Below are 13,469 nucleotides of genomic sequence, written 5' to 3' on the forward strand. Positions count from 1 at the left end.
TTTTCTGAGTCTCGACAACCAGAGAGAAGACGGACAAAACCCGCTTTACGGGGCATGCACATGCGGCATTTCGATTCACTCAGAACTTTCCCCGGACAGCCCTGCATCGCCCGGGACAGTGAAGCTCAACAAGGCATTCGGTTTTCGCCTGTTTTCCGGCGGACAGGTCGCCTTCTTTCCAGTCCTGAATGCGATGCCGCGCCCGGATCTCGTGCTGGAAGCCCGTGCCGACCTCGCCGAAATGGCTGAGCTCACTATACTGCTCGAGCATGCCTCGTTGGGCTGCCTGTCGCTGATCTGCATCTGCGATGGCTTGGCCTTGCCGCTTGTGCTGAAACCGCGCCCGATTTTGCATGGTCTCATTCCGTGCTGCCAGGTCGTCTACTGCCGCTCCCACGCGGATCTTGTCCGCTGCGCCGAGGCCGCGGGGCGCTTTCTCCTGCGGCGCGGAAAGCTGCTATGCCTCGTCGACGCCATGGGTCCGGTTCCGGGTCTGTCCGGCAGGTATTTTCCGAAGAAGGGGATCAAGTATTTCAAGGGTCCGAAATCACCCTCGCCGGGAGACTTGACGTTTACCGAGATGGTGCTGTTCGGCTCCTGAAGGAATCGCGGAGCCGGCCAAAATCCGCCGACACTTGAAATCAGCTCGACGCCTCCGTCCTTGCCGCCGCGGCCATGCGCCAGCGTGTTCCCAGCGAGACGCCCACGAGCAGAAGGCAGAAGGCAAGGGCGAGAGGGGAGTAGAACGCCTCCTCCTGAAGCACGGCGTTGGCCGATATGGTGACGATGCCGACAAAACCGAACAGGAAATCCGGGTCGCCGGTTTCGATGAGCTGCCGCCGCAACGCCGCGGCCAACGCCGTCAGGAAGCCGAAGAAGACGAGGCTGCCTACGCCCATCTGGTAAAGCATGACGCCGACCGCGCTCTCGACCGGGACGGAGGCGGCGCCCTCGGCCTGGGCGCTTTGCCAGTTGAGATTGATGCTCGTACTCGACAGGTTGCCGCCGAGACCCAGTCCTTGGCCTAGCGGGTCGGCCAGGAAGTCGCGCATGCCGGCAATCAGGCCGAGGACGTGATAATCGCCATGCGTGGCGCCATAGGCGATCGCCGCTGTCGTCCAGACCACGGCCAGGGCCATCACGGCCATGAGCGCCAGACCGGCGCGGGAAGGACTGTAGACGAGCCGCACGGCGATCGCGACGAAGAGTAGGAAGGTAGCGCCCTTGGAGCCGATGACGAGCAGCAGCGGCAAGGCCGCGAAAGGCAGCAACCATCGTCCTCTGAAGAGGAGCCAAGCCGAAATGATGCTCAAGGCATAACCATAGCTGATCGGATGGAAGTTCGGGCCGCCGATGCGGAAGACGCTGGGCAGAATGTCGTTGAACAGCGGCGTGTTGAAGAAGGTCGTGGTCATCACGTCCTCGATCCCACGGTAGACGAAACCCGTTTCCTGGAGCGCCTTTTCCCACACGCCTGTCTCGACCTGCCGCGATATGCTGCGCTCGACATATTGGTCGCCATGGAAGAGGCCGAGGAAATCCATGGTGAAGATCAGTTCCGCATAGCCATAGATGATCGCGCCGGCGCCGAGCCAGAGCATGCTCTTGCGCAGATCGACGGGATAAAGGCTGGCGGCGAGGACCGCGACGTGGAAGCAGGCGAGCGGCGTGATCGTGTTGCGGAAATAGACGACGGCGTCCTTCGGCCCGCCGTACACGGCGCCGAGAGCGAAATAGAGACAAATCGTTCCGCACAGCACCATGCTCAGCAGCAGCCATGGGCGCAATTCGCTCAGCGCGCGGACGCGGTACTGAAGCGAGGCGGCCAGGAAAATGGCAAACGCGGTCATCAAGATGATGAAGTTCGTGCCGCGCAGCGCGTCGAACGTGTCGTTGTCGGCGATGTAAGGGGTGAACCAGGCGACCACGAGGTTCTGGTAGAGGAAGGCGCAGATGATCAGCACGGGAACGCCCGAAGGCATCGCGTTCGAAATGATCAGCGTCAGCACGAAGGTCGCGGCCACCCCGAACGGGGTCCAGACGGCAAAGGCGGAGACGGCGAGCGCAACGACAAGCAAGGCCGTGCCGACATGCAGCAGGGCTTCGGGCGTGTCCCTGCCCGGCAGTCCGACAGGCGAATAGGCCTGCGTCGTGCTCATCCCTTGCCCGCTCCTGTCATTGCTTGCCGCGGCAAGTCTTTATGGCGCCTATCGTCCATGTCCGTGCCCGCTTAATTTTCAAGGAGCGCGGCGATCATCGAGCCGTCGAAGCCTTCGACGCTCTGCCTGCTCCTGATGAAGCCGAAACCCTGATCGAGCTCCCAATAGATCCATGCCACATGGTTCGCGTCAGCCGCCTTGCGCACGGCGCGCACCCACGACGCGCGGCTTTCGGCGTCCACGCAGAAATTGAGCACGCCGAATTCGTTCAGCATGACCGGGCAGCCGTGGGTCGCGGACCAATACCCAAGATCGGCAAAATCCTGGGCGATCCGGGCCTCCGTCCAAGGCGCCGACAGTTCGTCCTCAACGAGCCTGACGGCCTCTTCGTCGCCCGCCGCGCGCAATTTGGACAGCTGCCGGATCACCGTCGCCGTGTCCTTGCTTGCGGGAAAGGGCAGGTTCGCGATGCGCGCGAGCGGCGAGGCATCCCAGTTCTTGCACTGGTGGGTGAATGCCATGGGGGCGTAATAGTGGACGGCGGCGATCTGGTTGTCGTCGGCGAGCGGCGGCGTGCCGGCGATTTCCCAGATACCCTGAAACCGTGCCGGTCCCCAGACCAGCGTGTGGCGCGGGCAGCTCGCTCGCAGCGTCGCGGCGATCCGTTCCCGCAGCGCCAGCCATGCGCTCCGTTCCATGGGAGGCTCGTTCAGCAGCTCCGGATAGACCGATTGCGCCGGCAGATCGGCGACGACGACGCGCAACACCGTCCAGGCCTGGAGCACCTGTTCTGCCGCTGCCTCGGGATCGTTTCGGAAAGCCGCCACGAGCTCGCCCGAGGGATGCATGTAGAGGAGGACTGAAAAGCCCGATGCGACAAGGTCCCCGATCCCGTTCTGGATGCGGCGAAGCGTTGCCGGGTCGCCGCTGGAGACGAGATCGCCGTTTACCGGCAGCCGGATCGTCTCGAACCCCGATTGGCGCAACTTTTCAAGCGTGGCCCTAGTGGGCGCAAACCCATCGTCACGGTCGAGCCATCCGGGAAGGTTGAAGCCGCGCGAAGGAACGCGGGCGCCGGCCGTTGCCAGCGCGGCGGACCGTGGCAGAGGGGAGGTGGCGAGAACGGCTCCGGCGGCAAGAGCCAGCGCATGTCGCCGTGACACCTTGGGCGGCGATGTCATCGATCCACCCCGTCCACCGCCTATCCCCGGGCGGCGGCGCTGCGGCGCTGTTCAGCGGCTGCGATCGCCTCGGCCGGCCGCGCGCCGTCGGGCGCGACGACAAGAGTGGCGCTGCGGCCGATCTGGCCGGCACCGAATTTTTGCGCGAGCAGCCTAGCGGCTTCCGAAGGCTGCTCGGACGGGCCGAGCGCCAGAAGCGCAAGGTCGGCTTTGGCGAAAAGTTCCGGATTCCAGCCGTTCTCATTGAACGAGGGCGCGATCACGAGCACGAAATCGAACGCGCTGCCGGCTTCCGCCAAAATGCCGCGGAACGTGTTGCGATCCGCAACGCCTGGACCCTTTTCCGCCACAGAGCTGCACACGATAGTCTGCAGGCCGGTCGCGCCATCGATGAACAACCCGGCTCCGTCGGTCGTCGAGTTGGACAGGTGATCGCCAATTTCGACCATCAGCACATTCTGATCGGCCCTTTGCATGCCGATGCCCAGCATCGCGCCCGCGATCCTTGCCTCGAAGCTGCTGCGGATCGAGGACACGAGGATGACAAAGGGTTTGCCATGGTCGTTCAAGTGCAGGACCATCTGCCGCATGATCTTCAGGACGTCGAGCGAAAGCGTTTCGTTTCCGGTCTGGAACAGCTGCTTCCTGATCGCCTTGATGTTGGAATAGGCTGTCCCGCCGGCAACGCCAGGCAGACGATATTCGCCGAAATTGGCCGGCATCGGCAATGGCCGGGGGCTGGCGGGCGCGCCGTCCTTGCGGTCCGCGACCGGCTCCGGCGCGACATCCTTCGGTGCCTGCGGATCCTCTTGCGGCTGCGGGACCGGACCAAGCGCCAAGGCCAGGCCGCATCCGGCGAGTAGCCCCAGAACGGCGCTTACCAGGAGAAGCAGGACCGGTTTCGGCCAAGTCGGCTGCACCGGCGGTGAGGCCACGCCGATCTTGCGCGCCTCGGAGGTCTGCACGCCCTGCATCTGGGAGGTTTCCTGCGCGCGCTTGAGGTAGTCGTCGAGCACAGCGCGCGCCGCCTGGGCCTCCGATTCCAACTGCCGCAGCTGCACCTGGGCGATGTTCGAGTTCGTCGACTGCTGGCGCAGGGCTTCGAGCTTGTCCTGCAGCTTCCCGACATTCTGCACGGCAAGGTCGTAGCTGGCCTTCAACTGCTGCCTTATGCGATCCGCCTCGGCGGCCATCAGCCGCTTCAACCGCTCCAGCTCGGACTGAAGCCGCCCGATGGTCGGGTGACGCGGCCCATACATGGTTTGCAGGCTGGCAAGCTCGGTGGCGCGCTGGTTGTAGTCGTCGCGCAATTTGATGGCCGAGGTGGAGGTAAGAATGTCCGCAAGCTTGGCGAGCCCGGCCGGCGAATTGCCCGCCGCCAGCGCCTGGTTGTACCGGTCCTTGGCCTGATCGGCGTCGCCCTGGGCGGCGATCAGCTGCGTCGTGAGCTGATCGAGCTGCGACTGCAGCGTGCCGCCATCCGTCGAATTCACGATATTATGTTTCGTCTTGAAATCCTCAACCGCCCGCTCGGCGTCGCTGACGTCCTTCTGCAGGCCCGAGATCCTGTCCGTCAGCAGCGTGTTCACGTCGCTGTTGGCGGTCTCGCGTTCTCCTACGAGGCCTGCCCGGTACTGGTCGACGATGGCATTGGCGATGCGCGCGGCCTTTTCCGGCGACGGCGACGTGAAGCTGACATTGATGACGTAGGTGAGCCCCTCGCGCTCCACCGACACCTTGCCTTGGAAGCGCTTGAAGGCCGCGTCCTGCGGCGAGGTCGCGCCGGCGCCGAACAGCGACAACAGGCGCGACATCAGGCCGACGCCGGTGAATTCGGGATCGCTGTCGAGCTTCTGGCTTTTGAAAACCGAGCCCAGCAGGTCAGGCGACTGGATGACGAAGACCTGGCTGGCGATGGCGGCGCTGTCGGAGCCGATCCCCGGAAGCACGTTGTTGAAATTGGTCGCGCGCGTGTCGCGGGGGTCGATCAGTATCGAGGCCGTTGCGGTATAGCTCGGTTTGGTCACCGCGAGATAGGAAAGCGCCAGCAGCAATGCCGCGCCGGCGATGGCAAGCACCATCACGCGACGCGCCCAAAGGATGGCCCACACGGCACCTATGTCGAACAGCGGCGGAAGAGTGCGCTCGTCGATCCTGGCTGGCTTCATCAATTTTCCTCGTGCAGAGCCGCGATCCCACGACCTCACTCGTGGCCGCATTATTAAGGATTATCGTTAGCCATCCGTTAAGGGTGGCGGCGCGACGATGAGTTCGGCGCGGGCGAGGCCGGTAACCATGCGAAGCGTTCGCGCTGGCGCGTTTGCGGCATTTTGCTTATGCAGGATCGGGTTTTGAGCGTCGTCGCAGGTGCAGGGTAGGCCCTCGCCGATCGTCTCAGGAGGCGAGGTTGAAGGATAAGACAGGGAACCGCGAGGCCGCCCCGGGGGCAGCGGCCAGCCCGGCGACCGACATGCGCATGTCGATCACAGCCCTCGCCAAGAGCGGCGCCGTGGCCGGCGTCATCAAGCTCACAAGCGCCGGCCTGTCCTTCCTGATGTTCGTGGCCGTGGCGATTGTGACGGACGAACGCGAGTTCGGCCTCTACAGCGCCACCTATGCCGGCGCGAGCCTGGTGTCTTTTTTCGCTTCGGTTGGCCAGCAGAGCACCGTGCTCAGGTTCTGGCCTCAATATGCCGGGTTAGGCGATCTCGGATCGGCTCACGGGCTGATGGCGCGCGCCATTCTCGTCGCGCTGGCCGGGCTGGTCGCCACAAGCCTGCTCATCATCGTGGTGGGATTCCTGCCCTTCGTCGGCAGGGGAACGCCGGAATGGCTGCCGCTGTGCGTGGCGGCCGCGGTGCTGTCGTTCTCGCTCGGCTGGTCGGAGTTTACCTCCGGCGCTTTCAGGGCCAAGAACGCGCTGATATCGGGCCTGTTGCCGCGGGACATCATCTGGCGCGCGGCGACAATCGCCGCCGTTGTGGCGCTGCACTTCATGCATGTGAAGCTCGATGCGGTTGCCGCGACATATCTGACGGCGCTGCTGCTCATCCTCTCGGTCGTCCCGCAAACAATCGTCCTGGTGCGCGACACGGCGCGAGCAGATCGCGGCGGTCTCACGCAAGGGCAAAAGCAGGAATTCAAAACCGTGACGCTCGGCCTATGGGGTGTCACCTCCCTGCCGCCCGCGCTCGGCCAGGTAAGCACCCTGCTCGTGGCTATGATCCTGGGGCCGGAGGCGGCGGGCGCGATCTTTGTGGCGGACCGGACCACGCGCTTCGTGACCCTTGCCCTCAATGGCATGAACCAGGCGCTGGCGCCCCAGATATCGGCCGCCTTCTACAGCGGCGACAGGGCTCACGTCCACCGCATCACCAGTCTGGCCGCGCTCGGCGGATCGGCCATTGCGCTATGCGTGCTGGCGGCGTTCTGGATATTCGGCAACTTCATCCTGTTCATGTTCAACCCGGCCTATGCGACGCCGACCATGAGGGCGACGCTCGTCATCTTCGGCATAGGGGCGACCTTCGGCACCGCCTGCGGCCCGATCGAAATCCTGCTGCAGTTGACCGGTCTCCAGCATGCGCTGTTCAAGGTGCTTGTCGTTGTCAACATCATCGGGCTTTGCGTGACGGCCGTCGCAACCTACTACCTCGGACCGATAGGCGCGGCGCTCAGCATTGCCGCGACAGTCATCGCCTGGACGACCTTCGGGGTGTTGATCGCCCGGCGCAAAATCGGCATCAACCCGTCGATCCTCGGCTTGTCTTTTGGCAAGATCGGGCTCGTGCCGCACCTGCTCCTGAAAGGGCGTACGTGAAAATCGTCCAGGTGCAGACCCAGGCGGAGGCGGCGGGAGCGCAGCGCATCTCCGACATGGTGGGCGAAGGGTTGCGGGCGCGCGGGCATACGGTGCGCACCGTCTTCATGTATCGCAAGACCGATGCCTATGACCGCGATCGCAATGCGGATTTCATCCTGGCGGAACGCCCGCGCGGATTGCCCGGGCAGATCCGGGCGACCATCGGACTTGTGCGATACCTGCGTGCGGCGCGCCCCGACGCCGTCATCACTTACCAGCACTATGGCAATATCTTCGGCACGCTCGGCGCCCGGCTGGCCGGTGTGAGGCACATCGTCGCAAACCAGAGCGGCGCCCCGCACAGCAAGGGAGTCATGGGTCTGCTCTCCCAGATCGACAAGCTGATGGGCACGGTCGGCCTTTACCAGGCCAATGTCGTCAATTCCGGCTGGACGGAAGCGCAGTTCGGTCGCTATCCGCGATCCTATCGGCGGCGCATGCGCCGTATCGATCACGGTGTTCCCGCACCGGGCGAGGGACTCGACAAGGCAGAAGCGCGTGCCGCTTTCGGCCTGCCGCAAAACGTGTGGCTGGCCGTCTCGTCCGGCCGGCTGACGCGCATGAAGAACCAGATCGCGCTTGTCGGGGCGCTGGACCGATTGCCTGACGTCCATGTCGCGCTCGCCGGCGCGGGGCCGGAACGCGAGGCGCTCGTCGCCTTTGCCGAAAGCCGCGGCGTGGCGGACCGCCTGCATCTCGTCGGCGAGGTTCCTCCGGCGCGCATCTTCGAATTCCTCGCGGCCGGCGATGCCTATGCGTTCGCCTCGATGACGGAGACCTTCGGCCTCGCCTGCGTCGAAGCGGCCATTTCCGGGCTGCCGGTCGTGGCGAGCAACCTCGACGTCTTGCGCGAGGTGCTGACCGCCGAGGACGGCGAACCCGCCGCGCTGTTCGTCGAGGCCGACGCCGCCGGCATGGCCAGGGGACTTGGCGATCTGTTCGCGCGGCCGGAATTCAAGGCCAGGCTTTCAACGGCGGGACGGCGGCTGCGGGACAAGTATTCGCCAGCCAGGATGTGCGCCGGCTATGAGGCGTTACTTCTTGGCTGACCGCTTCCGCACCGCGGCGATCCCGTCGATCACCTCCAGCCGGCCCGCCCGATTGAGCGTGTGGATCTTCGGATAGGGCCAGTCGCCAGCGGCATCGATCGGCCGGGGCGCCGACAGCCGCACCGCATGCTGGTTGAGCTCGAGCAACTCGGACAAGCCCAGCCCGCCGCCATAGCCCAGCGTTCCGTCCTGGACTGGAAGGAGCACGCGGCCCTCGCGGTTGCGGACGAAGGCTCCACCGGGGCGAGCCATGCGATGGTCGATCAGGATCGGGTTCGCCGGATGCGGCCGCCATGGACCGGCGAGCCCGGGAGCCGAGAAAACCACCAGCGTGTCGGAAGTGCTTCCATGACCGTCCCGATCCGTGGCGAACAGCCACAGCAGTCCTTCATGCTCGAACAAGGTGGCATCGGAAATCTCGCCTTCGACCAGCACAGTCTCAGGAATCCACCCGTCCGGGAAGGCCGAGGCGCGGTAGAGCGTGAGCGTGCCGCCGGCGCTCGCCTCCGGCAGCATCCAGATCACGCCGTCGCGCTCGAACACTTGCGGGTAGGAGAGGTGGTGGGCCTCCTCCAGCACGACTCGGGGCTCGCCGGCGACACCGTTCGCATCGAACGGAACAACGGAGATGACAGCCTTACCGGTCGCGTGCGGATAATCCTCGACGAAAACGAATGGCTGATCCCGCCACCAAAAGGGGAACGGGTCGGCATAGAAGTGGTCGCCGAGGTCCGGCAGCACCGACCAGCCGGTGCCGAGCTTGCCCATATCGGCGACGCTCGGCGCATCGGTGAAGCGGTAGCCGACACGCCAGTGCGCGTGGCGGAAGCGCGCGCGCCGGAGCGCTTCCCGGCCAAGCCGCGGAAGCGCCGCGCCGAGATACGCGGATGTGAACCGGCCTCGCTCACCGCGACCGTGGGTTTCAGCCTCCCGCGGCAGCCGGTCCGCAGCGAACGCGCGAACGACCGACCGAACCAGAGTGATGGCGCGGGCGAAGACGTCCTCGGTGCCGAGTGCGGTGGATTCGCGCTTGTCCACCATCGGCCGCGCCTGGCCCACCACCGTCTTCCTGTCGAGCACGGCCTCGATCACCGGCAGCCTGCCGGCCGCGACGGCAATCGCGGCCGAGAGATCGGCGCTGGAACCGTCGAAGCGAAGGCCGATGGTCGGAACGTCCGATGTGGCCGCATCGCCGGCAAGATCGAGCCTCAGCGCGGCAGGGCGGTTGCCGGGCCGAGCCTGGATTGCTTGCACGGCGGAGCTGAGAAGGGGCCCGCGCCGGCGGAAAAGACGTTGCTCGAAGTGGAAGGCGGCTTTTGCCGCGACAGGCCAGCTCGCCGGCCCGGGCCGATGCGCTACCGCGACGTCGTGGCCATCCGCCTCCAGCCGCTCTATGGCGACCTGCTGCCAATGGCGGGGCGCCGATTGCGGAACGATGACCTCGATCGCCAGCATGTCTTCCGCGACTATGTCCTGCTCGGATTTCCAACAATGAGGAATGGAAGACTGGACGAAAATGCTTGCATCGAGGTTACGTGCAAAGCTCGACTTCGCCGGTCACGCCGAAATTCTCTGCTTGCGATACCGAACCGGCCTTTTGACGGACGCGCCCGATGCCTGTGCAACGCAACATTAGCACTTTGCGCATATACCAAGATTCCAACAATCCCCGCGATCGATCTTGACCTGAAACGCAAGACGTCGTCGATAGGCCGCTGTCCCGCCGGTTCGGATCACATGTTTGAAGTCACTGCCGAGGATGCGTTCGATTTCCGTTCGACGGAATATGCCGAGCTCTTCGCCAGTTCGGCGGCGACCGCTTTCCAGCATCCCATATGGCTCGCGCAACTGTACGATAGGCTCGTACGGCAAGGTGCCGCCACGCCTTTGATCATCGTCGTTCGCATGCGCGCAAGCGGAAAGCTCGCGATGGTGCTGCCTCTGGTGAGGCGCCGGTACACACTGCTGAAGGTCGTGGAATTCGCGGACATGCGGGTTTCGGACTATGTCTCGCCTGTCGCCGACGAGGAGACTTTCTCCCGAATCCTTGCCGACAGCCGCACGGTCGCCGCCATCCGCAAGCACCTGCGGCCATACGATCTCTTGCGCATCGGCAAGCTGGCGGACCGCGCACTGGCTATGGAACGCTTGCTTGGCGTCGACAAGCGCGACAGCATGGGCATGAGCGCCTATTCCAGCAAGCTGGAGCCGACATTCGCCGGCTGGCGCGAGCATCGGCTGGACCAGTCCTATCGCAAGGAGCTCGACAAGAAATCCCGGCAGCTCAACCGCATGGGCGAGGCGCGCTTCGAATGCGTGGACGGCCCGGCCGCCATCCGCACGACATTCGATGCCCTCAAGCTTTATCGCGGCAAACGCTTCGACGGCAGCAACGGTCCCGCCGATCTTTTGCAACTGCCCTCCTATTTCGATTTCTATATGGCTGTGGCCAATGAAGGATGCGGCGGCTTCGCCCGCACCTACGCATTCTGGATGAACGGCCGGGCGATCGCCGGCGCGCTCGGGCTCGAGCACCGCGGCTCGCTCCTGGTCATCCTCGGCGGCTTCGACGAGGCCGGCTACAGGAAGCAGTCGATCGGCAGCCTGATGTTCGAGCAGATTGCCCGCGACTGTATCGAGCGCGGCGACCACCACCTCGATTTCACCATCGGCGACGAGCCCTACAAGCGCATCTTCGGCGGCCGGCCTTCACCGATGTGGCAGATCTACCGGGCGGGGAGTCCGCTCGGCTATGCGGCGCATCTGACGGTGGAGAAATTGCCGGCAGCCAAGGCGCTGGCGCGGCATGTCCTGGAGGCCGCGCATGTCAAGAAGGCCAAGCCTTCGCCTGTCATCGTGCCGCCGGCTCCCGATGAGGCCGCCGAGTCGTCCTGAAATCCGAAAGCCTGAAACGCATCGGGGTCTCAACGCCTTGCGCGCATTCAAAATGCCTAAGTGCCGGCTGATTGGCCGCGATCAGGTGACGGCTTCCACTTGCGGTCGCTTGAGACCGCGCAGCCTGGCGGCAAAGCTCGGGCTGAACTTGTCGATCTCATGCAGGATGCGGCGACGGCTGAAGTGAACCTGCCGCCGCGCGCGCCAGCGCAGATCGGTGTCGATCGTCAGGCTGCGGCGGAAATTCGCCAGCTCGAGCCCGCGTTCATCCATCGCCTGCTTCATGGGATCGTCATAGAAGGTGGCGATCTTCGCGGCCGCCATGCCGGGCGAGGCCATCCATTGCGGCACATGCACCATGCACAGGCGTTCCACGTCGGTGAGCAGACGGCTGACCCCTGTTCCGGCGGCCGGACAGGATGTCTGATAGGCGTCTCCGATCAGGACGACCCCGTCGCGCTTGCAATTCTCGGCGACGGTGATGTCGGTGAGCCAGCTCGAGACACGGTCGATGACCTCGAAATTGCCGAATGTGTCGAGGAGTCCGGGAAGCGTCTCGATGAGCATTTCGCGAGGGCGGTCGCGCAGCGCCTTGACCCACGGGTCGGTGTGCTCCCGGAAAACGAAGAGATTGGCGCGGGTAACGCCTCCGGCCGGGAAGAAGTTCAGGTAATCGATCCCGTCAGAGACGCGTTCGCCGTAATAGGTCAGCGCCGTATGCTTGAAGGCGCTTGCGCCCGCCGGCCGGACATTGAAGCCGAAGGTCAGCGATTGGCGCTGGTGGACGAACCGGCGCTCGATACCCACGTCGCGTCGCAGGATGTCCCCCATGCCCGTGGCGAGCACAAGGAGGCGGGCCGTCACATCCGGCTGCCCGATGATCGACACACGCTGCCGCTCGGACCCAGCCTCCACTGCGCTCACCCGGCCGGCGACGAAGCGCACGGTCTCGGGCAGCTCGGCCCGCATCGCGGCGACGAGGTCGTCGTAGAAGATGCCGTAATGGCGGGCGCGTGTGCGGTCGAGCACCCGCCCCTTGCGCACGTTGACGATCTCGTCGAATGCCGCGGCCGCCGCGGAAAGGCTGTCTAGGAGACCGATCCGGCGCAGTTTGTCGATCTGGTCGCCGGCGATCTTCTCGACGCGGAACTCGCGCGGAAAAACGGGGTGGCGGTCGATCAGCGTGACACGGTAGCCCGACCGTCCCAGCAAGGTCGCGGCAAGGGTTCCGGAGAGCCCGCCGCCGACGATGGCGATCTCCGTATCGGTTCCCGTCGGCAGCGGACGAAGCGAATGTTCGGCTGTCATTGCGAATACCTCAGGAGGGCATAGAGGGCGCGGGGATTGGTGGTGAAGTAGCGCCAGAAGAGCCGGCGCGGCTCCATCAGCATGCGCCACAGCCATTCGAAGCCGGCCTTCTGGATCCAGAGCGGCGCGCGCTGGACCTTGCCGCCAAGATGGTCGAAAAGGCCGCCCGACGTCTTGATGACCCCGACATTCGACAGCCGCGACCCGAAGTCGCGCACAAAGACCTGCTCGCGCGGCACGCCGAGGCCCAGCCACAATATGTCCGGTGCAAGCGCATCGATCTCGTCGAGCTTGTTGTCGAGCGCTTCGCCGGTGAGATAGCCGTGGCTGTGGCCGGCGATGCGCAGACGCGGGTAGCTGGCCCTGATGGCGGCCACGGCCTTGCCGTTCCCGGCCTCCGTCGATCCCAGCAGATAGAAGGTCGCAGCCTCGTTCTCGGCGAGCTTTGCCACATCGTGGAACAGATCGGTGGTGGCCACCCGTTCCGGCAGCGGTGTGCGGCACAAAAGCCGCGAGGCGAGAACAAGCGGCTGGCCGTCGGCGAAGATCTGGTCGGCTTCGCGGAAGAGAGCAGCTATCTCGGACTTTGCGCGCGCCTGGGCGATGACCTCGCCGTTGGCGGAGGTGAAGTAATAGGGACGGCTGCCGTGGCGGTGTTGCCGCGCCGCCGCGAGCATCAGGCGGGCGGCGCCCTGCCGGTCGATCACGGTGATGGGCAGTCCGCCAAGCTGCACCGTCGGCAATGCAGGCAGGTCCTGCCGGGAAGGCGCCGCTTCCAGCGCTGCCACGGCGGTCACGCTTGTATGCCCGGTCGAAGTCTGGTGCTGCAACCGGGGAAAATGTGAGGTCTCATGGTTTGCGGACGTCAAATGTTGGCTGGGATGGAGCGGATCCGATCCGCTAGTCGTAACGCACTGTTGTTCAAAATCTCTTTTTGAACTTTCTAAAACTTTTCGCATAGGAGAAGCCGCCCCACTCTCCGATATTCAACTACCCCCTTCACGGGCACCATACG

Annotated in this window: 9 protein-coding genes and 1 pseudogene; 4 read left to right on the forward strand and 6 right to left on the reverse strand. The window is 64.7% G+C overall.

Annotated elements, in window-relative coordinates; genetic code table 11:
- Positions 1-601: pseudogene (locus tag EH240_RS37970) on the forward strand (hypothetical protein); the annotation flags it as partial.
- 40 nt (positions 602-641) lie between these two features.
- Here EH240_RS37970 and EH240_RS17170 read toward each other — a convergent pair.
- From EH240_RS17170 to EH240_RS17180, 3 genes are all read right to left on the reverse strand, one after another.
- Entirely contained in the window at positions 642-2,159 is a 1,518-nt protein-coding gene (locus EH240_RS17170; RefSeq protein ID WP_125000225.1) for a hypothetical protein, read from the reverse strand.
- A 71-nt stretch (positions 2,160-2,230) separates the two neighbouring features.
- Complete coding sequence (locus EH240_RS17175; RefSeq protein WP_125000228.1) at positions 2,231-3,340, reverse strand: glycoside hydrolase family 5 protein; 1,110 nt, start codon at positions 3,338-3,340, stop codon at positions 2,231-2,233.
- 20 nt (positions 3,341-3,360) lie between these two features.
- Complete coding sequence (locus EH240_RS17180; RefSeq protein ID WP_125000231.1) at positions 3,361-5,508, reverse strand: GumC family protein; 2,148 nt, start codon at positions 5,506-5,508, stop codon at positions 3,361-3,363.
- A gap of 239 nt (positions 5,509-5,747) precedes the next feature.
- Here EH240_RS17180 and EH240_RS17185 point away from each other — a divergent pair, with 239 nt between their 5' ends.
- Positions 5,748-7,160, forward strand: coding sequence for a lipopolysaccharide biosynthesis protein (locus EH240_RS17185; RefSeq protein ID WP_245436138.1), 1,413 nt, complete (start codon positions 5,748-5,750; stop codon positions 7,158-7,160).
- Complete coding sequence (locus EH240_RS17190; protein WP_125000234.1) at positions 7,157-8,251, forward strand: glycosyltransferase family 4 protein; 1,095 nt, start codon at positions 7,157-7,159, stop codon at positions 8,249-8,251. Before EH240_RS17185 ends, EH240_RS17190 begins: the two co-directional genes overlap by 4 nt.
- On the opposite strand, the gene EH240_RS17195 is transcribed toward EH240_RS17190, so the two are convergent.
- Positions 8,237-9,706: a glucosamine inositolphosphorylceramide transferase family protein gene (locus EH240_RS17195; RefSeq protein WP_125000237.1), complete on the reverse strand. Its 1,470-nt coding sequence runs from the start codon at positions 9,704-9,706 to the stop codon at positions 8,237-8,239. The genes EH240_RS17190 and EH240_RS17195 overlap by 15 nt on opposite strands.
- 282 nt (positions 9,707-9,988) lie before the next feature.
- Here EH240_RS17195 and EH240_RS17200 point away from each other — a divergent pair, with 282 nt between their 5' ends.
- Positions 9,989-11,146 (forward strand): GNAT family N-acetyltransferase, encoded by a 1,158-nt coding sequence (locus tag EH240_RS17200; protein WP_125000240.1) that lies wholly within the window; start codon positions 9,989-9,991, stop codon positions 11,144-11,146.
- Between the two features lie 81 nt (positions 11,147-11,227).
- Here EH240_RS17200 and EH240_RS17205 read toward each other — a convergent pair whose 3' ends face one another.
- Positions 11,228-12,454 carry an FAD-dependent oxidoreductase gene (locus EH240_RS17205; RefSeq protein ID WP_125000243.1) on the reverse strand — a complete coding sequence of 409 codons (1,227 nt, stop codon included), beginning with the start codon at positions 12,452-12,454 and terminating at the stop codon, positions 11,228-11,230.
- The gene (locus EH240_RS17210) at positions 12,451-13,251 is read right to left on the reverse strand and encodes a WecB/TagA/CpsF family glycosyltransferase (RefSeq protein ID WP_425374810.1); all 801 of its coding nucleotides are present in this window, start codon (positions 13,249-13,251) and stop codon (positions 12,451-12,453) included. Before EH240_RS17210 ends, EH240_RS17205 begins: the two co-directional genes overlap by 4 nt.
- Positions 13,252-13,469 lie beyond the last annotated feature (218 nt).

This window comes from Mesorhizobium tamadayense (assembly GCF_003863365.1).
Lineage (GTDB): Bacteria > Pseudomonadota > Alphaproteobacteria > Rhizobiales > Rhizobiaceae > Mesorhizobium > Mesorhizobium tamadayense.

Excerpts from the sequence above, each read along its gene's own strand:
- EH240_RS17170 (WP_125000225.1), bottom strand. The coding sequence starts at position 2,159 with ATGAGCACGACGCAGGCCTATTCGCCTGTCGGACTGCCGGGCAGGGAC.
- EH240_RS17175 (WP_125000228.1), bottom strand. The coding sequence starts at position 3,340 with ATGACATCGCCGCCCAAGGTGTCACGGCGACATGCGCTGGCTCTTGCC.
- EH240_RS17180 (WP_125000231.1), bottom strand. The coding sequence starts at position 5,508 with ATGAAGCCAGCCAGGATCGACGAGCGCACTCTTCCGCCGCTGTTCGAC.
- EH240_RS17195 (WP_125000237.1), bottom strand. The coding sequence starts at position 9,706 with ATGCTGGCGATCGAGGTCATCGTTCCGCAATCGGCGCCCCGCCATTGG.
- EH240_RS17200 (WP_125000240.1), top strand. The coding sequence starts at position 9,989 with ATGTTTGAAGTCACTGCCGAGGATGCGTTCGATTTCCGTTCGACGGAA.
- EH240_RS17205 (WP_125000243.1), bottom strand. The coding sequence starts at position 12,454 with ATGACAGCCGAACATTCGCTTCGTCCGCTGCCGACGGGAACCGATACG.